The 19,200-nt window shown below is 71.8% G+C and carries 19 protein-coding genes; 4 read left to right on the top strand and 15 right to left on the bottom strand.

Translation table 11 applies throughout. From position 1 onward, the window contains the following. Positions 1–7: 7 nt before the first annotated feature. The gene (locus tag ACIQM4_RS26590) at positions 8–937 is read right to left on the bottom strand and encodes a DMT family transporter (protein WP_401596388.1); all 930 of its coding nucleotides are present in this window, start codon (positions 935–937) and stop codon (positions 8–10) included. Between ACIQM4_RS26590 and ACIQM4_RS26585 the strand changes: the two genes are divergently transcribed. Beyond that, entirely contained in the window at positions 936–2,372 is a 1,437-nt protein-coding gene (locus ACIQM4_RS26585) for a PLP-dependent aminotransferase family protein (protein ID WP_401596386.1), read from the top strand. The genes ACIQM4_RS26590 and ACIQM4_RS26585 overlap by 2 nt on opposite strands. Before the next feature lie 48 nt (positions 2,373–2,420). Here the strand turns inward: ACIQM4_RS26585 and ACIQM4_RS26580 are convergent, their stop codons facing one another. Together ACIQM4_RS26580 and ACIQM4_RS26575 are read right to left on the bottom strand one after the other, a co-directional pair. Then, positions 2,421–2,837 carry a barstar family protein gene (locus tag ACIQM4_RS26580; protein WP_401596383.1) on the bottom strand — a complete coding sequence of 139 codons (417 nt, stop codon included), beginning with the start codon at positions 2,835–2,837 and terminating at the stop codon, positions 2,421–2,423. Between the two features lie 144 nt (positions 2,838–2,981). Further along, complete coding sequence (locus tag ACIQM4_RS26575) at positions 2,982–4,166, bottom strand: glycoside hydrolase family 10 protein (RefSeq protein WP_401596380.1); 1,185 nt, start codon at positions 4,164–4,166, stop codon at positions 2,982–2,984. Positions 4,167–4,316: 150 nt separating this feature from the next. Between ACIQM4_RS26575 and ACIQM4_RS26570 the strand changes: the two genes are divergently transcribed. Beyond that, positions 4,317–5,177: a 3-hydroxybutyryl-CoA dehydrogenase gene (locus tag ACIQM4_RS26570; protein WP_401596378.1), complete on the top strand. Its 861-nt coding sequence runs from the start codon at positions 4,317–4,319 to the stop codon at positions 5,175–5,177. A gap of 204 nt (positions 5,178–5,381) precedes the next feature. Further along, the gene (locus ACIQM4_RS26565; protein ID WP_401596375.1) at positions 5,382–5,639 is read left to right on the top strand and encodes a hypothetical protein; all 258 of its coding nucleotides are present in this window, start codon (positions 5,382–5,384) and stop codon (positions 5,637–5,639) included. Positions 5,640–5,678: 39 nt separating this feature from the next. On the opposite strand, the gene ACIQM4_RS26560 is transcribed toward ACIQM4_RS26565, so the two are convergent. The 10 genes from ACIQM4_RS26560 to infC form a co-directional block, all read right to left on the bottom strand. After that, positions 5,679–6,209: an NUDIX domain-containing protein gene (locus tag ACIQM4_RS26560; RefSeq protein ID WP_401596372.1), complete on the bottom strand. Its 531-nt coding sequence runs from the start codon at positions 6,207–6,209 to the stop codon at positions 5,679–5,681. Positions 6,210–6,296: 87 nt separating this feature from the next. Next, positions 6,297–7,652: a transcriptional regulator gene (locus tag ACIQM4_RS26555; protein ID WP_401596369.1), complete on the bottom strand. Its 1,356-nt coding sequence runs from the start codon at positions 7,650–7,652 to the stop codon at positions 6,297–6,299. A gap of 282 nt (positions 7,653–7,934) precedes the next feature. Continuing rightward, positions 7,935–9,062 (bottom strand): PP2C family protein-serine/threonine phosphatase, encoded by a 1,128-nt coding sequence (locus ACIQM4_RS26550; RefSeq protein WP_401596366.1) that lies wholly within the window; start codon positions 9,060–9,062, stop codon positions 7,935–7,937. Between the two features lie 200 nt (positions 9,063–9,262). Next, positions 9,263–11,791, bottom strand: a complete 2,529-nt coding sequence (pheT, locus tag ACIQM4_RS26545) for a phenylalanine--tRNA ligase subunit beta (RefSeq protein ID WP_401596363.1) — start codon at positions 11,789–11,791, stop codon at positions 9,263–9,265. Beyond that, positions 11,791–12,921, bottom strand: a complete 1,131-nt coding sequence (pheS, locus tag ACIQM4_RS26540) for a phenylalanine--tRNA ligase subunit alpha (RefSeq protein WP_401596360.1) — start codon at positions 12,919–12,921, stop codon at positions 11,791–11,793. Before pheS ends, pheT begins: the two co-directional genes overlap by 1 nt. A 115-nt stretch (positions 12,922–13,036) precedes the next feature. Then, positions 13,037–14,137 carry an ATP-binding protein gene (locus tag ACIQM4_RS26535; RefSeq protein WP_401596358.1) on the bottom strand — a complete coding sequence of 367 codons (1,101 nt, stop codon included), beginning with the start codon at positions 14,135–14,137 and terminating at the stop codon, positions 13,037–13,039. 73 nt (positions 14,138–14,210) lie between these two features. Next, positions 14,211–15,050, bottom strand: coding sequence for a TrmH family RNA methyltransferase (locus ACIQM4_RS26530; protein ID WP_401596355.1), 840 nt, complete (start codon positions 15,048–15,050; stop codon positions 14,211–14,213). A 167-nt stretch (positions 15,051–15,217) separates the two neighbouring features. Beyond that, positions 15,218–15,604 (bottom strand): 50S ribosomal protein L20, encoded by a 387-nt coding sequence (gene rplT, locus ACIQM4_RS26525; RefSeq protein WP_401596352.1) that lies wholly within the window; start codon positions 15,602–15,604, stop codon positions 15,218–15,220. Positions 15,605–15,710: 106 nt separating this feature from the next. Continuing rightward, the gene (gene rpmI, locus ACIQM4_RS26520) at positions 15,711–15,905 is read right to left on the bottom strand and encodes a 50S ribosomal protein L35 (protein ID WP_401596350.1); all 195 of its coding nucleotides are present in this window, start codon (positions 15,903–15,905) and stop codon (positions 15,711–15,713) included. Between the two features lie 131 nt (positions 15,906–16,036). Next, a complete protein-coding gene (gene infC, locus ACIQM4_RS26515; RefSeq protein ID WP_401596859.1) occupies positions 16,037–16,696 on the bottom strand; it encodes a translation initiation factor IF-3 in 660 nt (219 codons plus the stop codon). Positions 16,697–17,126: 430 nt separating this feature from the next. Here infC and ACIQM4_RS26510 point away from each other — a divergent pair, with 430 nt between their 5' ends. Continuing rightward, positions 17,127–17,492 (top strand): DUF1844 domain-containing protein, encoded by a 366-nt coding sequence (locus ACIQM4_RS26510; protein WP_401596348.1) that lies wholly within the window; start codon positions 17,127–17,129, stop codon positions 17,490–17,492. Positions 17,493–17,574: 82 nt separating this feature from the next. On the opposite strand, the gene ACIQM4_RS26505 is transcribed toward ACIQM4_RS26510, so the two are convergent. Next, positions 17,575–18,291 carry an MIP family channel protein gene (locus tag ACIQM4_RS26505; RefSeq protein WP_401596345.1) on the bottom strand — a complete coding sequence of 239 codons (717 nt, stop codon included), beginning with the start codon at positions 18,289–18,291 and terminating at the stop codon, positions 17,575–17,577. A gap of 64 nt (positions 18,292–18,355) precedes the next feature. Beyond that, positions 18,356–19,096, bottom strand: coding sequence for an SseB family protein (locus tag ACIQM4_RS26500; protein ID WP_401596343.1), 741 nt, complete (start codon positions 19,094–19,096; stop codon positions 18,356–18,358). Positions 19,097–19,200 lie beyond the last annotated feature (104 nt).

Below are 19,200 nucleotides of genomic sequence, written 5' to 3'. Positions count from 1 at the left end.
GCCTGCCTCAGCTTTTCACCCGCTGGGTGACCGCAATGCACACCAGCACCGCCACCGCTGCCACCGGCGCCGCCACCGGCAGCACCTCACCGAGCAGCAGGACCGACCAGACGAGCGTCAACAAGGGCTGGGCGAGTTGGAGTTGGCTCGCCCTGGCGACCCCGATCTCCGCCATCCCCCGGTACCACACCACCAGCCCCAGGAACTGCGACCCGACCGCCACCCAGAGCAGCCCCACGACGCTGTGCACGGTCAGGTGCAGGGGTTCGGTGGCGAGCGCGACCGCCGCGGCAGGTGCGGCCACCGGCAGGCACATGATCAACGCCCATCCGATGACCTGCCAGCCCGGCATCTCGCGGGCGAGGCGCCCGCCCTCGGTGTACCCGGCGGCGCACACCAGCAGCGCCGCGAAGAGGTACAGATCCGCAGCCGAGAGCTTCCCGCCGCTCTGCTGGACCGTGAACCCGATGACGACGGCCGCCCCGGCGAGCGCCGCGGCCCAGAAGGCACGCGAGGGCCGGTTCCCGGTGCGTACGGCGGAAAGGACGGCGGTGGTCAGCGGCAACAGGCCCACCACTACCGCGGAATGAGCGGTGGTGGAGGTCTGGAGCGCGAGCGTGGTCAGCATCGGGAAGCCGATGACCACGCCGATTCCGACCACGGCGAGACCGCCCCAGTGCCGGCGGTGCGGCACGGGCACCCGCAGGGCGAGCAGCGCACTTCCCGCGACGAGCGCGGCCAGCACACTGCGTACGGCGACCAGCGTCCAGGGCCCGAAGCCTTCGAGTCCCCACGCGGTGGCGGGGAAGGTGAGCGAGAAGGCGACGATGCCGAGGGCGGCGAGCAGGGTGCCGTTACGCACCTGGAGGGAAGCCCCCGCTGGTGGCTCCGCAACTGCTATCGACGACGGTGGAGTAGCGCTATTCTCATCTCTCATGCACGATCGTAGCAGCGTTGCCGAACTGGCTTCAGTTCTGAGAGCGGATCTTCACCGCTACTCCCCCGGTGGAAAGCTGCCGTCCAGTCGGGTCCTCGTCGAGCGTCATCGCGTCAGCCCGGTCACCGTCTCCCGAGCCCTGGCCCAGCTTGCCTCGGAGGGTCTCCTCGTCACCCGTCCCGGCGCCGGCGCCTTCCGGGCCGAGATGCGTGCGGAGGCCGCGCCCTCGGGGGACATCTCCTGGCAGGAGGTTGCGCTCAGCGCGGAGGGAGCCACCGACCTCGTACCGCGCACGGTGGACGCATCGGGTGTCCTGGTGACGCTCGCCGCGCCCGCGGCAGGTGTCATCGAGTTCAACGGCGGCTATCTGCACGCGTCCCTCCAGCCCGAGCGGGCGATGGCCGCCGCCCTGGCCCGCGCCGGGCGGCGGCCGGGGGCGTGGGGGCGCCCGCCCACCGACGGCATACCCGAGCTGCGCGAATGGTTCGCCCGTGGCATCGGAGGCGCGGTCACCGCCGCCGACGTACTGATCACGGCCGGCGGCCAGAGCGCCCTCACCACGACACTGCGGGCGCTCGCCCCGCCCGGAGCCCCGGTACTGGTCGAGTCGCCCACGTACCCGGGGATGCTCGCGATCGCGCGCGCCGCGGGGCTGCGTCCGGTGCCGGTGCCGGTGGACACGGACGGGGTACGTCCGGAACTGCTGGAGGCCGCCTTCCGGGCGACCGGGTCCAGGGTCTTCATCTGCCAGCCGCTGTTCCAGAACCCGACCGGAGCGGTGCTGTCGGCCGGGCGCCGGCCGGAGGTGCTGAGGATCGCGCGGGCCGCGGGCGCCTTCGTCGTCGAGGACGACTTCGTACGGCGCCTGGTGCACGCGGACGCCGGCCCGCTGCCCCGTCCGCTGGCCGCCGACGACCGCGACGGGGTGGTCGTCCACGTCTGCTCGCTCACCAAGGCGACCTCGCCCAGCTTCCGGGTGTGCGCGCTCGCCGCGCGCGGACCGGTCCTGGAGCGGCTGCGTGCCATCCAGGTCGTCGAGAACTTCTTCGTGCCCCGTCCCCTCCAGGAGGCGGCCACCGAACTGGTGGGCTCCCCCGCCTGGCCCCGCCATCTGCGCACGGTGTCGGGTGAGTTGCAGAACCGCCGGGACACCCTCACCGCCGCGCTCCGGCTGCGGTTGCCGGAGCTGGGCCTCGCCCACGTCCCGTCCGGCGGCTACCACCTGTGGCTGCGTCTGCCGGACGGCACCGACGAGCCGGCCGTGGTGTCGGCCGCGCTACGGGCCGGGGTGGCCGTTGCCCCGGGCCGCCCGTACTTCAGCGCGGAGGCCCCCGCCGGTCACCTCCGGCTGAGCTTCGCGGCGGTCGCGGGCGCCGCGGAGATCACCGAGGGCGTACGGAGACTGCGGGCCGCCTGCGAAGGACTGACGGGCTGAGAGGGTGGGGAAACGGGTCGACGGGACGACGGGTCGACGGGTCGACGATCAGCCCAGTCGCACGTCGACGCCGTGTTCGCGGAGCACGTCGAGTGCCGAGTCGAAGTACGCCACCAGGTGGGTACGGGCGGTCTCGGAGTCCTGCCAGTCGAGGACGAACGGCGTGCCCACGCCGTACCCGCCGCGCAGACAGTCGTTGAGCGCGTCCAGGTTGGCCCCGAAGTAGCCGCCCGGCCCGTTGACCGCTTCGCCGAGCGCAAGGAAGAGGGCCGAACGGTCGGTGACGTGCCGCCCGTCGAGCACGTAGGTGCGCCCCGCCGGCGCGTCCTCGCCCGCGTCCGGCCGGGAGAAGTGGTGCTCCTGGACCGCCGTCAGCCATGCCCGACGGCCCTCCGGGTCGAGACCGGTCCAGGCGCCGGGGCGGGTGAGGGCGCTGATGTCCACGGGACGCTGATCGTCGCTCATGGGGGCATTGTGCCCGTACGGGCCGCGGCCCGCCGAGCCGAGCGGGGACCCGCCCGCCAGGGAACGACGCCCGACGGCACGGCCTCCCCTCACACCGCCGACGGCCCGCACAACCCCGGCCGCACGGGCCAGGCCCCCGCCACCTCACCCGTAGTGGTCCTCCACCACCCTTGCCATCGCTCCCGCCCGGTCCTGCGACACCTCGCGCGCCGAGAAGTAGACGTGGCCCCGCACCTCGGGGTGGGTGCCCGCGAGCGTCAGGTGCCGGGAGAGTTCCCCGGCGTCCTGCCACGGCGCCGGCTGGGCGGGGTCGCCCGCCTTGTAGAGGGCCTCGCCGACGTACAGGTCGACCCCCGTGCCCCGTACCGCCGCCGACCACCACCGCACCAGCTCCGCGTAGTCCGCGGGCTCGAAGCCGATGTTCCAGTACAGCTGCGGGCAGATGTAGTCGACCAGTCCCTCCCGCACCCACTTCCGCGTGTCCGCGTACAGGTCGTCGTAGGTGGCGAGGCCCGCCCTGGTCCGCGATCCCTCGGGGTCCCGGTCGAAGTTGCGCCACACGCCGAACGGGCTGATCCCGAAGCGCACCCCGGGCCGCACCTCGCGGATCCGCTCACCCATCTCCTGTACGAGGAGCTCGGTGTTGTTCCGCCGCCAGTCGCCGAGCGAGGCGAAGTCCGCGCCGTACTCCTCGTAGGCGTCGGCGTCCGCGAAGGACTCCCCCGCCACCGGGTAGGGGTAGAAGTAGTCGTCCCAGTGGACGGCGTCGATCTCGTAGCGCGCCACCGCGTCGAGCATCGCGTCCTGCACGAAGCGGCGGACCTCCGGCAGCCCCGGGTTGTAGTGCAGCCTGCCGCCGTACGGGACGATCCAACCGGGGTGGCTGCGGGCCGGGTGGTCCGCCGCGAGCCGGGTGGGATCTGTGTGATTTGCCACGCGGTACGGGTTGAACCAGGCGTGCAGCTCAAGACCCCTGCGACGGGCCTCCTCGACGGCCGTGCCCAGGGGGTCCCAGCCGGGGTCACGGCCCTGCTCGCCGGTGAGACATTCCGCCCAGGGCTCGTACGGCGAAGGCCACAGGGCGTCCGCGGTCGGGCGCACCTGGAGCACCACCGTGTTCAGTCGCCGACGAACCGCGGTGTCCAGGTGAACCAGCAGCTCAGCGCGTTGTTCCGCCGCGCTGAGGCCCTTGCGGGACGGCCAGTCCCGGTTGGCCACCGAGGCCAGCCACATCCCGCGCGTCTCCCGTCCGGGGGGCGGGCCGGGCCTGGCCGCCGCGCTGCCCCGCACGGCCGGCACGGCGAGTGCGCCGATCATCGCGGCCACCATCCTCCTTCGTGCGATATGTCCCACAAAACAACACCTCACTGTTGGGTCACGGACCTGCGCTCGGGCACAGCATGCCCGCCCCTCCGCTCCGTCACCGTGAAGACGCGGAGTAACGTCGGGGATTCGGATACGCAGAGCGAAAGGCACGATGTGACCGACATCGAACGCGTCGGAGTGGTGGGCTGCGGCCAGATGGGCGCCGGCATCGCGGAGGTGTGCGCCCGCAGCGGCCTTGAGGTCAAGGTCGCCGAGACCACGGGCGAGGCCCTGGAGATCGGCCGTACGCGCCTCTACAACTCCCTCTCGAAGGCCGCCGAGCGCGGCAAGATCTCCGAGGAGGAGCGCGACGCGACGCTGGAGCGCCTGAGCTTCACCACCGACCTCGGCGAGTTCGCCGACCGTGACCTCGTGATCGAGGCCGTGGTGGAGAACGAGCAGGTCAAGACGGAGATCTTCCAGATCCTGGACCAGGTCGTGACCCGCCCGGACGCCATCCTGGCCTCCAACACCTCCTCCATCCCGCTGGTGAAGCTGGCCGTCGCCACGTCCCGTCCGGACGCGGTCATCGGCATCCACTTCTTCAACCCGGCGCCGGTGCAGAAGCTCGTCGAGCTGATCCCCGCCCTCACCACGTCCGAGGGCACGATCAGCCGGGCGCACTCGATGGTGGAGAAGATCCTCGGCAAGCACGCGATCCGCGCCCAGGACCGCTCGGGTTTCGTGGTGAACGCGCTGCTCATCCCGTATCTGCTCTCCGCGATCCGGATGTTCGAGTCGGGCATCGCCTCGCGCGAGGACATCGACAACGGGATGGAGCTGGGCTGCGCCCACCCGATGGGCCCGCTCAAGCTCGCCGACCTGATCGGCCTCGACACGGTCGCCTCGGTCGCGGACTCGATGTATGACGAGTTCAAGGAGCCGCTGTACGCCGCTCCGCCGCTGCTCCAGCGGATGGTTGACGCGGGCAGGCTCGGCCGCAAGACGGGCTCGGGCTTCTACCCGTACGGCTGACGGACCTCTGTCGCCCGCACTCAGTGTGGCGGACGGACCTCTGCCCCCGCGCACTCCTGATTCGCACGGAGTGTGCGGGGGCGCACGCGGTGTGCGGGGTGTGCTCGCATATGCCCCGCACACACGCTCCCGCCGTACGGGCAAAGGGAGTTGACTCACCGTCACAAGCAACTGAGCCAACTCCCCCGTGAAGGAGCGGACATCGTGACCACCGACCCCGAGCAGAGCGTGGTCGTAGAAGAGATCGCGGAAATTCGCCGTCGCCTCGATGTGGGGCTCGCCCACATCGAAGGACGGCTCGCCGTACAGACGCTGCGGGACGATCAGAACGACAAGGACCTCACCGATCTGATCGCCCGGGTCAGCATTCTGGAACACACCCGCTGGCCGCTGCCCGCGGTGGCGGCCCTGACCGCGCTGGGCGCGCTCGCCGTCACCGTCTGGCAGGTCCTGGGCCGTTAGCGGTCGCCGCCCGCACCAGGTCCGGGCGGTCGACTGCCTTCATCCCAGGCGCAGGTGATGCAGCATCAGCAGCCCGGCCGCCATGTTGGCGGCCGGGACCTCTCCCCGCGCGATCATGTCGGGGATCAGCTTCAGCGGCACCCATTCGCGGCGCGAGGACTCGAAGTCGTCCGTCGGGTAGCCGGTGTAGGTGGCCCCTTCCGCCCAGTAGAGGTGGTGCCGGGCGTCGGTGAGGCCGTTGGACGGCTCGACGGTGAGCAGGTGGCGCAGCGGACCGGGGCGCCACCCCGTCTCCTCCTCCATCTCGCGGGCCGCTGCCGCTTCGACCTCCTCTCCGTCCTCGACGACACCCGCGGCCAGTTCCCAGCCCCAGCTGTCGGTGATGAAGCGGTGGCGCCAGAGCATCAGTACCTCGTTCGCCTCGTTGACGGCCGTCGCGACGGCCACCGCGCGCAGGCGGATGAGGAAGTGGTCCAGATGACGGCCGTTGGGAAGTTCGACGTCCGCGAGATTCACCCGGAACCACGGGTTCTCATACACAGTTTGTTCGTTTAGGTTCGTCCACTGCACGGTTCTGCCACCTTCCGGCAATTGAATGCACGTAGATGGCAACATCGCAGCAGGGAGCACGCTGGGGGAACCAGCGCCCGGCGGCCCTTACAGGGGAATGCGGAGCGCCCCGTCGATCATTTCGGCCGCCTCGTCGGCCTGGGCACATCCACTGGCAGCCAGATGCTCTCGCACGGCACGCAGCCGGTCTCTCAGCCGCTGGGACTCCATGCCCCGCGCCTGCTCGGCCATCTCGACCGCGGTGGCCACCGCCCGGTCGGCCTCCCCCTGCCGCAGTTCGACGTGGGTGAGGATGGCGAGCCGGTGCACCCGGCCGCGGTCGTGTGCGTGGGTGTCGACCGCCGCCGCCGCGTGCTCCCGCGCGGGTGCGAGGTCCCCCATACTGAGTAATGCCTCCGCCACCTGTACGTTGACCAGGCCCGGTTGTACGTAGCCGGTCTCGTCCGGCTCGTGGCCGGGGCGGATGCGGTCGGCGGCCTTCTCGGCCCGTCGGATGCAGGCGAGGGTGCTGCCCCCGTCACCGAGGTGGGCGTACGACTTGGCCTGCATCGCGTACAGGTCGGCGGCGAGCGCCGGGCTGATCTCACGCCCCGCGGTGCGCAGGGCGGCCTCCGCGAAGGCGACCGCCTGCCGGTACTCCCGCATGAACAGCGACTGGTTGACGAGCAGGGCGATCACATAGGCGCCGAGCCCCCGGTCGCAGCTGGCCTTGGCGAGCCGCAGCGCCTGGTGGAAGTAGCGCTGGGCGAGTCCCTGGGCGTCGGAGTCGTAGGCGCAGATGCCCGCGATGGCCACCAACCCGCCGGTGGCTCGGTGCAGTTGGCGGCCGGTGGTGTCGTTGTACCCGCCGCGCAGCAGGGGCGCGGTCTCGGAGTTGAGGAAGCCCACGACGCGTGAGCGGGTGGCCACCCCGCCGGCCTTGCGGTACATCTGCTCGTAGTGCGCGCGGGCGGCCTTGAGGGTCTCGATGTCCGCGAGGTTCACATGAGTCTGCCCGGACCGGGAGACGTCGCTGTCCTCGGGCGGGTTCTCCCACTCCCAGACCGGCATCACGGCCGGTGTGCCGGTGACGGCGGGGGCGCCGAGGACGTGCGGGCGCTGCTGCTCGTCGGAGCGCCACAGCGCGGTGGCCCGCTCCACGAACCCGGACAGGGTGGAGTTGCCGACGGGGCCGGCCGACGAGGTCAGGTCGCCCTGGAAACCGCCGAGCCCGATGGCGTCGAGCGCCACCTGCCGGTGCAGCCGGGTGCTGAGGACCTCACAGATCAGGTCGGGCACCTGGCCGCGCGGGCGCTGCCCCTTGAGCCACCTGCGCACCGCCGTGTGGTCGTAGCGCAGCGTCAACCCCCGTTTCCCGCCTGCGTGGTTGACGTGCGCGGCCAGACCGGCCTGGGAGATCCCGGCCTCGTCCAGCAGGGCGTCGAGAAGGGCATTGGGCTGCATCGGAGCGCCTCCGGCTGACTCGGTCGTGCACCAGCGTAGTACCGGGGCATTCACACGGGGAGTGAACCGAGTGCCTGCGGCCACACCCTTCACCCGCTGCCGTCCAGCCCCGCGAGTCGGTTGACTGAACTGCCTCGCAAGAGGCGGCCGGGCCGCCGGCTCCCCCCTCCACCAGCGCGGCGGCCCGATCCCCACCCCGTCCGTCCCGCCCGGCTGACCTGCACCTCCCGCGGCGGGGCGGACGGCAGCCGCGGAGCTCCTCCGCCCGGGGCCCGGAAGATCTCAGTGACGGGAGGGTTCGGCCCGGTGAAGGAACGACGCCGCGCCCTGCACCGGCACCCGGGGCCGGTCGTTGCGCAGCACCACCAGCGCCACGTCGTCGGACACCCGTCCGCCGGTGTGCCGGAGCAGCGCCCGCTGCACCCGCTCGACGACCGCGGAGGGCGACGCCGACGGCTCGGCCGCCGCCCCGGTGAGGGCGTCGCGCAGGGGGAAGAACTCCCCGTCCGCGTTCCTGGCGTCCTGCGCCCCGTCCGTGTGCAGTACGAGGAGTTCACCCGGCCGCAGTGTGACGCACCGCGTCGGGTGCAGCTCCGGCGGCAGCGGGAACGGGCCGAGAGGAGGCAGCGGATCCGCTCCCCGGACCGTCTCGGCGCCCGTGCGCACCCGGTAGGGCCACGGGTGACCGCAGTTGAGGGCCAGCACCTCTCCGTCCTCGTGGATCTCCAGGAGCAGCACGGTGACGAACTCCTCCAGCAGCGGGTCGTCCGCCTGCGACATGCCCCGGGCCGGGTGTCCGTCCCGCGCACGCTCGTCCAGGTGCCGTTGCAGGGCCCGCTCCAATCGCCGCAGCACACCGCCGAGTTCGCGCTCGTCGTGGGCGGCCTCGCGGAAGCTGCCGAGCAGCGCGGCGACCGCTCCGATCGCCGGCAGCCCGTGCCCCCGTACGTCCCCGATCACCACCCGCACCCCGTGCACGGTCGCCATCACCTCGTACAGGTCACCGCCGACGACGGCCCCGGGGCTGGCCGAGAGCTGGCCCGCGGCCAGGGCGAGCCCCTCCAGACGGGCGGGCAGCGGGCGCAGCACCACCTCCTGCACGGCGCGGGCCACCTCCTCCAGCCGGCGCAGTTCCCGCAGCGGGCCCAGCCGGATCCCCACGGCCAGCAGCACCGCGGCCAGTACGAAGCACGAGCAGGTGACCAGGTCGGGGAGCGGGCGGGCCAGCTCGAAGCCCACGACGGCGGCGAACCAGAGTCCGAGGAGCGCGGCGCCGAGCGCGTACCTGGCGGGTCGGGCGGTGCGGCGGGCGCGCCGCCGCGTCCACGGGCGACGTATCGCCCCCGTACGGCGCGCCGTTCCGGTGCGGTGTCCCGCGCGCCGGCGCAGCCCCGCCCTCTGACTGATCATTCCTGACGGCCCCTTCGGAGCACTTCGCCGCGTAAGGCCGGTCGGCCGGAATGATTCTGTTCTGCGTTCGTGCCGCGATGCGTACATCGGCCGCACTTCTCACCCGAATGAGTGAGGGGCGCACCCGTGTCCCGGGTGCGCCCCTCGACAGGGCGTTCAGCAGGGTGATGTGCCTGGGGCAATCGCCGCCGCCTGCCGTCTCAGGCGCCGCGCAGCACGGCTCCCGTGTGCTCGGCCGCACGTGCCACCGCGGCGTCGCGGGCGGCCGTGGCCTCCTCGACGGTGAGCGTGCGGTCGGCGGCGCGGAAGCGCAGCGCGTACGCCAGGGACTTCTTGCCCTCGCCGAGCTGCTCGCCGGTGAAGACGTCGAACAGGCGGATGTCCTCCAGGAGTTCACCCGCCCCCTCACGCAGGCACTTCTCCACCCGGGTGTGGGTGACGTCCGTGTCGACGACCAGCGCGACGTCCTGGGTGGCGACGGGGAAGGTGGAGATCCGGGGCGCTTGCAGCGCACCCTGACCGGCCTTCTCCAGCACGTCCAGGTCGAGCTCCATCGCGCAGGTGCGCCCCGGGAGGTTCATCGCCTTCACCACGCGCGGGTGCAGTTCACCGGCGAAGCCGATGTGCTGCTCCGCGCCGTCGACGACCACGGCGAGCGCGGCGCAGCGGCCCGGGTGCCACGGCTCCTTGGCGCCCTGGGTGACGATCAGCTCGACACCCGCCTCACGGGCCAGGCCGCGGGCGGCCTCGATCGCGTCGGCCCAGGTCGCCGGGCGTCCCTTGCCCCACCAGCCGGCCTGCTCGCGGGCGCCCGCGAGGACGACGGCGGCGTGCCGGGGCTGGGCGGGCAGCGAGGCGTTGAGCCCCGCGATCTCCGCGTCGGTGGGCCGGCGGTCGACCGGCAGGCGCACGGCCTTGGTCTCCTCGCCGGTCGGCAGGAAGACGAGCCCGGTCTCGAACAGCGCCAGGTCGTGGCTGCCCCTGCCGTCGTTGCGGCGCAGCGCACCGAGCAGCCCGGGCAGCAGCGTCGTGCGCAGGGCGGGCTCGGTGTCGGCGAGCGGGTTGACCAGCTTGACCGTGTTGCGGCGCTCGTCGTCGGCGGTGAGCTGGAGCTGGTCGAAGGAGGCCTCCCCGACGAACGGGTAGCTCAGCGCCTCGACGTACCCGGCGCCCGCGAGGGAGCGTCCGACCCGGCGGTGCAGGCGCTGGCGCTCGGTGAGACCGCGGCCGGACGGCGGGGTCGGCAGCGTAGAGGGCAGGTTCTCGTACCCCTCCAGCCGGATGACCTCCTCGGCCAGGTCGTTCGGGAACGCCAGGTCCGGACGCCAGGACGGCACGGTCACGACGAGCTCGTCCTGCCCGTACACGTCGCAGCCCACCGCCTGGAGGCGGCGCACGACGGTCTCGCGGCCGTACGCCACACCCGCCACGCGGTCCGGGTGGTCCGCCCTCATGGAGATGGAACGGGGCGCCGAGGGCGCGATGACCTCGGTGACCCCGGCCTCGGCGGAGCCGCCCGCGAGCAGCACCAGCAGGTCGACGGTGCGCTGCACCGCCGCGGGACCCGCCTGCGGGTCGACGCCGCGCTCGAAGCGCTTGGATGCCTCGGAGGTCAGCTTGTGCCTGCGGGACGCCCGCGCGATGGTCAGCGCGTCGAAGTGCGCGGCCTCGATGAGGAGCTCGGTGGTACCGCGCGCCTCGCCGGTGGCCGGGTCGATCTCGACGTCGGCGACCTCGGTGTTGGCACCGCCCATCACGCCCGCGAGGCCGATCGGCCCCCGGTCGTCGGTGACGACCAGGTCCTCGGCGTCGAGCACGCGCTTGGCGCCGTCGAGCGTCGTGAACTTCTCGCCCTGCTCCGCGCGGCGGACACCGATGGCGCCCTGGACGCGTGAGCGGTCGTAGGCGTGCAGCGGCTGGCCCAGCTCCAGCATCACGTAGTTGGTGATGTCGACGGCGAGCGAGATCGGGCGCATGCCCGCCTTCTGCAGGCGGCGCTGGAGCCAGATCGGGGAGCGGGCCTCGGGGTCGAGGTTGGTGACCGAACGCGCGGTGAAGCGGTCGCAGCCCTGCGGGTCGCTGATCCGCACCGGGTAGCCGTACGAGTTCGGCGCCGGGACGTCGAGCAGCGCCGGGTCGCGCAGCGGCAGCCCGTACGCGGTGGCCACCTCGCGGGCGATGCCACGCATGGAGAGGGCGTAACCGCGGTCGGGGGTGACCGCGATGTCGAGCACCTCGTCGACGAGCTCCAGGAGCGCGATCGCGTCGGTGCCGGGCTCGTACTCGGGAGGCAGCACGATGATGCCGCCGCTGCCGTCGTCGCCCATGCCCAGCTCGTCGCCCGAGCAGATCATGCCGTGCGAGGTCTTGCCGTACGTCTTGCGCGCGGCGATCGCGAAGTCGCCGGGCAGCACCGCGCCCGGCAGGACCACGACCACCTTGTCGCCGACCGCGAAGTTACGGGCGCCGCAGACGATCTCCTGCGGCTCGCCGGTGCCGTTGGCCGTGCCCACGTTGACCGTGCAGAAGCGGATCGGCTTCTTGAAGCCCTCCAGCTCCTCGACGGTGAGGACCTGGCCGACGACCAGCGGGCCCTTGAGGCCGGCGCCGGTCTGCTCGACCGTCTCCACCTCAAGACCCGCGGACACCAGCTTGGCCTGCACGTCACGGCCGGTCTCGGTGGCGGGGAGATCGACGTACTCCCGCAGCCAGGAAAGCGGGACCCGCATCAGATCTCCATCCCGAAGGGCCGAGTGAAACGCACGTCACCCTCGACCATGTCTCGCATGTCTTCCACGTTGTGCCGGAACATCAGCATCCGCTCGATGCCGAAGCCGAAGGCGAAGCCGCTGTACCTCTCCGGGTCGACGCCGCAGGCGGTGAGCACCTTCGGGTTGACCATGCCGCAGCCGCCGAGCTCGATCCAGCCCTCGCTGCCGCAGGTGCGGCAGGGCCGGTCCGGGTTGCCGACGGACTCGCCGCGGCACACGTAGCAGACCATGTCCATCTCGGCGGACGGCTCGGTGAAGGGGAAGTAGTTCGGGCGCAGCCGGGTCTTCATGCCCGCGCCGAAGAGAGCCTGGACCATGTGGTCGAGGGTGCCCTTCAGGTCGGCCATGGTCAGGCCCTCGTCGACGGCGAGCAGCTCGATCTGGTGGAAGACCGGGGTGTGCGTGGCGTCGAGCTCGTCCGTACGGTAGACGCGGCCGGGGCACACGACGTACACCGGCGGCTCGCGGCGCTCAAGGAGCGCGCGGGCCTGCACCGGGGAGGTGTGGGTGCGCAGCACGACACCGGACTCGTCCGTCTTCGCGCCGTCCTCGCCCTGCACGAAGAAGGTGTCCTGCATCTGCCGGGCCGGGTGGTCCGGCACGAAGTTCAGGGCGTCGAAGTTGAACCACTCCGCCTCGACCTCGGGGCCCTCGGCGACCTCGTAGCCCATCGCCACGAAGACGTCGGCGACGCGCTCCATGAAGGTGGTCAGCGGGTGCCGGGCGCCGGCCGGGGTGCGGTCGTACGGCAGCGTGACGTCCACCGCCTCCTCGACCAGCACGCGCTCGTCGCGCTCGGCCTCCAGCACCGCCAGCCGGGCGCCGAGCGCCTTGTTGACGGCGCCGCGGGCCATGCCGACGCGCTTGCCCGCCTCGGCCTTGGCCTGGGGCGGGAGCGCGCCGATCTCGCGGTTGGCGAGGGACAGCGGCGAGGTGGGCCCGGTGTGCGCGGTCTTGGCGTGCGTGAGTGCGTCGAGGTCGGCCGCGGACTCGAAGGCGGCGAGCGCCTCGTCCCGCATGCGCTCGATCTCTTCGGGTTTCAGCGCCTCGACCTCGACAGGGTCGTACGACTTATTGGGTGCGGACATCTCTTCCCGTACTTCCGATGGCTGGTGGGCGGCCCCGCTCGACACGTGTGAGGACGCAAAGGTGCCAAAGGTCGAGTCTAAAGGGCCGTGGAAGGCGAAGGCGCCCGTGGGCGGCTCAGGCCAGGTAGGCGGGAGCGCCGACGGGCAGGATAAATCGGAACTCGGCGCCGCCACCGGGGCCCCGGCCGACGGTGATGGTGCCGCCGTGCGCCTCGACGACGCCCTTGACGATGTACAGCCCCAGGCCGGTGCCGCCGCGCTTGCTGCCCCGCCAGAAACGGGTGAAGACGCGGTTCAGCGACTCCTCGGGAATTCCCGGGCCCTCGTCGCTGACGGTCACGGCCGTGCCCTTCTCGTCGTCCTTGCCGGTGGCGGGTGCCACCTCGATGGTGACGAGTCCTTCGCCGTGCCGCACCGCATTTTCCAGCAGGTTGCCCAGTACCTGGTCCACCTTGTCCGGATCGGCCCACAGGTCGGGCAACGGGTGGCGGATGTCCACGAGGAACCTTTCCCCGTCCTGACCTGCGGAGATACGCGCGTGTACGTGCCGCGCGACGGCGGTGGCGACATCGACGGGCTGTCGGCGCAGTTCGAGCCGCCCGGTGTCGATGCGCGCGATGTCCAGGAGTTCGGCGATCAGCCGGGCGATGCGGTCGGCGTCGTTGTCGACGGTCTCCAGCATCATCAGCTTCTGGTCGTCGGTGAAGCGCTCCCACTTCCTGAGCAGGGTCCTGGTGAACCCCTTCACCGAGGTCAACGGCGACCGCAGCTCGTGCGCCACCGTCGCGATGAGCTCGGCGTGGCTGCGCTCGGTGCGCCGCCGCGCCTCCGTGCCGCGCAGGGAGACCACCACCCGGCGGACCGGGCCGCACGGCTGCTCGCGCACGTACCGCGCGGAGACCAGCACCTCGCGCCCGCCGGGCAGCAGCAGGTTCCGCTCGGGCTGTCCGCCGCGGATGGCCAGGCCTTCGTACGGGTCGGTGAGGGTCCACCAGCGGCGGCCCTTGAGGTCCTCCAGCGGCAGCACGTCGACGAGCGGGCGACCCAGCGCGAGGGCGGCCGGCACGGCGGTGATGCGTGCCGCCGCGGCGTTGAAACAGACCACGCGGCCCGTCCCGTCGGCGACGACCAGACCGTCCGGCAGGTCGTCCGGATCGATTCCGGGCGCACCGAACTCCCGTACGCCCGCGACCTGTTCCGTCAGTTCCGCCACCATCCCCGCCCCGCCTCCACCCATCCGAACAGCGCAGTGGGCCCGAGCACGTCACCCTACTCCGAACGGAGGACCCTCAGGCAGTGGTGCGTACCCGCTGTGCCCGCGCGGACGCGTAGAGACACACGGCGGCGGCCGTGGCCAGGTTCAGGCTCTCGGCCTTCCCGTGGATCGGGACGCGCACCACGGCGTCCGCGAGGGCGCGGGTCTCCTCGGGGAGTCCCCAGGCCTCGTTGCCGAAGACCCAGGCGGTGGGGCCGCCCATGGTGCCCGCGTCCAGTTCGTCGTCGAGGTCCCGGTCCCCGGCGCCGTCGGCGGCCAGGATCCGTACCCCCGCCGCCTGGAGCTTCGCGACCGCCTGTTCGACGGGGACACCCACGGCGACCGGCAGGTGGAAGTGCGAACCGACCGACGCGCGCACCGACTTGGGGTTGTAGAGGTCGACGGACGCGTCGGTGAGGACGACGGCGTCCGCGCCCGCCGCGTCGGCGCAGCGCAGTACCGTACCGGCGTTCCCGGGGTCGCGCACGTGGGCGAGCACGGCGACCAGCCGGGGCTTCGCGGCGAGGATCTCCTCGAACGGGGAGTCCAGGAAGTGGCAGACACCGACGATGCCCTGCGGGGTGACGGTCTGCGAGATCTCCGCGAGCACGTCGTCGCCCGCCAGGTGCACCCGGGCGCCGGCCGCGTGTGCGGCGTCCACGATGTCGGTGTACCGCTCGGCGGTCTCCAGGGTCGTGAACAGCTCGATCAGCGTGGGCTGCCCGTCCGGGCCCCGGTGGCCGACGGCCTCCCGCACCGCCTGGGGCCCCTCGGCGATGAACCGGCGCTCCTTGCCCCGGAAGCTGCGCCTGGCCAGCCGCTTGGCGGCGGTGACGCGCGGGGAACGCGGGGAGATCAGCTCGGGGGTGCCCATGGGTGTGTGCGGCTCACTTCTTCGTACGTACGTGGCGGGCGGGGGCGGCTGTGCGTGGCCGGGGCGGCCCGCGGGCCCCGGCGGGGAAAACGACCGGACCCGCAGACACGGCGTGCGTCTGCGGGTCCGGCTTCAGCCAGGAAGATCTCTTACCGGTCCGGACAGGACTAGGCGGCGGCCTTCGGGGCGTTGACGTCGCTCGGCAGCGCCTTCTGGGCGGCCTCGACGATCGCGGCGAACGCGGTCGGGTCGTTGACGGCCAGCTCGGCGAGGATCTTGCGGTCCACCTCGATGTTGGCGGCGTTCAGACCCTGGATGAGGCGGTTGTACGTCATGCCGTTCTCGCGGGCAGCGGCGTTGATGCGCTGGATCCACAGACGGCGGAAGTCGCCCTTGCGCTTCTTGCGGTCGTTGTAGTTGTAGACCAGGGAGTGGGTGACCTGCTCCTTGGCCTTGCGGTACAGGCGCGAACGCTGGCCGCGGTAGCCCTTGGCCGCCTCGAGGATTGCCCGGCGCTTCTTGTGGGCGTTTACTGCGCGCTTGACGCGTGCCACTTTGACTCCTTGTAGCGGGGTCGTGGGGGGTGTTCACACGACCCGAAAACGAATTGGTCCCGGTCTTGATCCAGTGCCTGCGGCGGATGCGCCGTAGGCGGCGGGATCACTTGCCGAGAAGCTTCTTGATCTTCTTGGCGTCGCCCGGGGCCAGCTCAACGGTGCCGGTGAGGCGGCGCGTCACGCGGGACGACTTGTGCTCGAGCAGGTGGCGCTTGCCGGCACGCTCGCGGAGCACCTTGCCGGAGCCGGTGATCTTGAAGCGCTTCTTGGAACCGCTGTGCGTCTTGTTCTTCGGCATCGCGCCGTATCTCCTCGTCAGTGCCGCTCCCCCGGCCCCCGGTGCGGGCACCGGACTGCGGGAACGTCAGATCTTTGGTTGGGGGTTTCCGGTCGGAAATCCGGGGGCCGCCTGGGTGGCGGCCCCGTGGATCACGCCTCGGAAGGTGCTGCCTCGGCCGGGGCCTCGGCAGCGACTTCGGCAACCTCGTCCGCGGGCTCGTCGTCGTGGGCAGTGGTGCCCTGACGCTCCGCCTTGCGGGCGGCCTGGGCCTCGCGGGCCTCGGCCATTGCTTCGGTCTTCTTCTTGTGCGGGCCAAGAACCATGATCATGTTCCGGCCGTCCTGCTTCGGGCTGGACTCGATGAAGCCCAGTTCCTCCACGTCGGAGGCGAGTCGCTGAAGCAGCCGGAAGCCAAGCTCGGGACGGGACTGCTCACGACCACGGAACATGATCGTGATCTTGACCTTGTCACCCTGCTTGAGGAACCGGACGACGTGACCCTTTTTGGTGTCGTAGTCGTGCGGGTCGATCTTCGGGCGGAGCTTCATTTCCTTGATGACCGTGTGCGCCTGGTTCTTGCGCGCCTCACGGGCCTTCATGGCCGACTCGTACTTGAACTTCCCGTAGTCCATGAGCTTGCACACGGGCGGACGGGCGGTCGCCGCGACCTCGACCAGGTCGAGGTCGTACTCCTGCGCCAGCTCAAGGGCCTTTGCGAGGGGAACGATTCCGACCTGCTCGCCGCTGGGGCCTACAAGCCGTACCTCGGGAACGCGAATCCGGTCGTTAATGCGGGGCTCGGCGCTGATGGATCCTCCTCAGTAGCACCACGACAGCTGTCTGGCAGACAGCCACGTAACGTCTTATTTCTTCGGACCAACCGCTGAGGCGCATAAAAAATGCCCCGGAACGGGACACAGGCAGGGCTCCTGGAAATACCGGAGCACCGCCGCGTCTGAAACCGCGGGGCGCACACATCGGACAGCTCCATCGTCCGTACGGAACGATGGGGACCGTCTTCTGACCGGTGACCCGCCGTCCCGGGGGACGGTCAGGTGGGAGTAAAGGAGCCTCCACTTGTGGGCCGGGCACAGATGTGTCCGGCCGGTCGCTCGACCAGCCTACCAGGGCGCCGGTGCGGGGGCTAACCGGCGCGGGCGGCGGGGGCGGCGGGCTCGGTGCGGGGGTCCGCCGGTCCGGTGTGCAGGCGCCCGGTGCCGGGGACCTATCGTGGACGGCATGAGCGACGCGACCAGCACAGACGACAACAATCCCGCCTTCGACGACATGACCCGCGACATCGCGGACGTCCCCGCCGTCGAGGTGATCACCACGGTCGCCGTGCACCTGATGAGCGCCGCCGCCGTGAACCTCGGGCTCGCCGAGGGCGGCGAGGAGCAGAAGGACCTGGACGAGGCCCGCAAGCTCATCCAGGCACTGGCCGGCCTGATCACGGCCAGCGCCACGGAGATCAGCTCCTTCCACGCCGCCCCCCTGCGGGACGGCCTGAAGTCCCTCCAGCTCGCCTTCCGCGAAGCCTCCGTCGTGCCGGACGAGCCGGGCCAGGGGCCGGGCGAGAAGTTCACGGGCCCCGTCTACGGCTGAGGCCGCGCGCCGCCCGGCCCCGCCCCAGGTGTGGGCCGGGGGCTCTGCCCCTGGAGGCTCTGCTCCTGGCGGCTCTGCACCTCTAAAGGGAGACCGCCTCGTCCGCGTGGACGCGCTGGCCGTCGACGGGGTGCGTAAGCCGGTGCGCGAGCGCCGCGAGCACTCCGCCGACCAGCGGGGCGACGATGAACAGCCACAGCTGGGAGAGCGCCGCTCCGCCGGCGAAGAGGGCCGGGCCGAGGCTGCGGGCCGGGTTGACGGACGTTCCGGTGAGCGGGATGCCCACCAGATGGATGACCGCGAGGGCGAGTCCGATCGGCAGCCCGTCGAAGCCGAGCACGGCCACCTTGTGCGTCACCGCCAGCACCACGAACACCAGCAGGAACGTGAGCACCACCTCGGCGAGGAACGCGCCCCCGGTGTTGAGGTGCACGGCGGACCGGTCCCCGAATCCGTTGGAGCCGAAGGCCTCGCTGGTCCGCAGCCCCGGCACCTGCTTGGCCAGCAGGAACAGCAACGCCGCCCCGGCGATACCGCCGAGGAACTGGGCCACCCAGTACCCCACGGCCGTACGGGAGTTGATCCGTCCGGCGGTCAGCAGCCCCAGGGTGACCGCCGGATTGACGTGGCAGCCGGAGATCGGGCCGAGCGCGTACGCCAGGGCGAGCAGGGTGAACCCGAAGGCGAGGGCGATTCCGAGGGCCCCGATGTAGTCGCCCGCCAGGACGGCGGCGCCGACGGCGAAGAAGACCAGCAGCAGTGTCCCGAGGAATTCGGCGACCAGTGTCCGTCTGTCCATGACACACCTCGCGAAGATCGTGGACTGTCTTCGCATTGTCTGCCGGTCTCCGGGTTCGTGCCCGTCAGCGCACGAGCAGGGGCTCCCCCGGAGGTGTGCTGCCTGGCGGCAGCAGCGCCAGGTCGAGTCCTCGTACGAGGCGGGCCCTGAGCACCTCGTCGGCGGCGAGTGCCTGCGCGACCCGGCGGGCGGTGTCGGCGGGCACGGCGTCCGGGGCGAGGACGAGCGCGAGGGTGCCGTCGGCCTCGCCCGGCCCGAGGTGGGCACGGGACACCCCAGGCTCGGCCTCGACCAGCGCGCGGACGGCCGCGACGACCGCGGGGTCGTCGAGCGGGCGTGCACTGGTGCGGCCCTCGGCGAGCGCGCGCAGGGCGGGCCCGGTCAGCTGGAAGGAGACCGGCCCCGCCAGGTCGAGCAGCACGGTGTCGGCCTGCTCGTGGGCGGCGGCCTGGAGCGCCTGGTGCAGGGGTACGGCGACGGGGCGGGCGGCGGGGTCCCAGCGGGCGAGGGCCTCGACGGACGTGAACGCGGGCAGAGCCTTGCGGTCCCCGGCGCGCAGTGTCGGCACGGCCATGTCGCTGGTCTTCTCCCGCTTCAGCCCGGTCTCAGGATCGGTCTCGACCTCTCCGAGCACGGCGACGACGGGTACGAGCAACCGGGCGTCGGGAAGCGCGTCGAGAACGCGCTGGTGGGCCGCGTCGTCCTGGGGACCGTCCGCCCAGGCGGCAAGGGCGGCGGCGAGGGCGGGAGCCGCTGCGCCGTCGTCCTCGGAGAATCCGGGGTCAGGGATGTTCTTGAGCTGCACGGTGTCGAGGGTATCGGGCGCGGTGGGCGGTGGATCGGGGGCGGGGTGTTGGGTCGGTGGGGGGCGGGGGTGGGGGGCTGACCGGGTCCTGGGACCGGGGTACG

This window comes from Streptomyces sp. NPDC091272, assembly GCF_044757485.1.
Lineage (GTDB): Bacteria > Actinomycetota > Actinomycetes > Streptomycetales > Streptomycetaceae > Streptomyces.
This window is presented reverse-complemented; position numbering and strand designations above follow the sequence as displayed.

Bases quoted from the DNA above. Each gene is read 5' to 3' on its own strand.
- ACIQM4_RS26585 (WP_401596386.1), top strand. From the start codon at position 936: ATGCACGATCGTAGCAGCGTTGCCGAACTGGCTTCAGTTCTGAGAGCG.
- ACIQM4_RS26590 (WP_401596388.1), bottom strand. From the start codon at position 937: ATGAGAGATGAGAATAGCGCTACTCCACCGTCGTCGATAGCAGTTGCG.
- ACIQM4_RS26580 (WP_401596383.1), bottom strand. From the start codon at position 2,837: ATGAGCGACGATCAGCGTCCCGTGGACATCAGCGCCCTCACCCGCCCC.
- ACIQM4_RS26575 (WP_401596380.1), bottom strand. From the start codon at position 4,166: ATGGTGGCCGCGATGATCGGCGCACTCGCCGTGCCGGCCGTGCGGGGC.
- ACIQM4_RS26555 (WP_401596369.1), bottom strand. From the start codon at position 7,652: ATGCAGCCCAATGCCCTTCTCGACGCCCTGCTGGACGAGGCCGGGATC.
- ACIQM4_RS26550 (WP_401596366.1), bottom strand. From the start codon at position 9,062: ATGATCAGTCAGAGGGCGGGGCTGCGCCGGCGCGCGGGACACCGCACC.
- pheT (WP_401596363.1), bottom strand. From the start codon at position 11,791: ATGCGGGTCCCGCTTTCCTGGCTGCGGGAGTACGTCGATCTCCCCGCC.
- pheS (WP_401596360.1), bottom strand. From the start codon at position 12,921: ATGTCCGCACCCAATAAGTCGTACGACCCTGTCGAGGTCGAGGCGCTG.
- ACIQM4_RS26535 (WP_401596358.1), bottom strand. From the start codon at position 14,137: ATGGTGGCGGAACTGACGGAACAGGTCGCGGGCGTACGGGAGTTCGGT.
- ACIQM4_RS26530 (WP_401596355.1), bottom strand. From the start codon at position 15,050: ATGGGCACCCCCGAGCTGATCTCCCCGCGTTCCCCGCGCGTCACCGCC.
- rpmI (WP_401596350.1), bottom strand. From the start codon at position 15,905: ATGCCGAAGAACAAGACGCACAGCGGTTCCAAGAAGCGCTTCAAGATC.
- ACIQM4_RS26510 (WP_401596348.1), top strand. From the start codon at position 17,127: ATGAGCGACGCGACCAGCACAGACGACAACAATCCCGCCTTCGACGAC.
- ACIQM4_RS26505 (WP_401596345.1), bottom strand. From the start codon at position 18,291: ATGGACAGACGGACACTGGTCGCCGAATTCCTCGGGACACTGCTGCTG.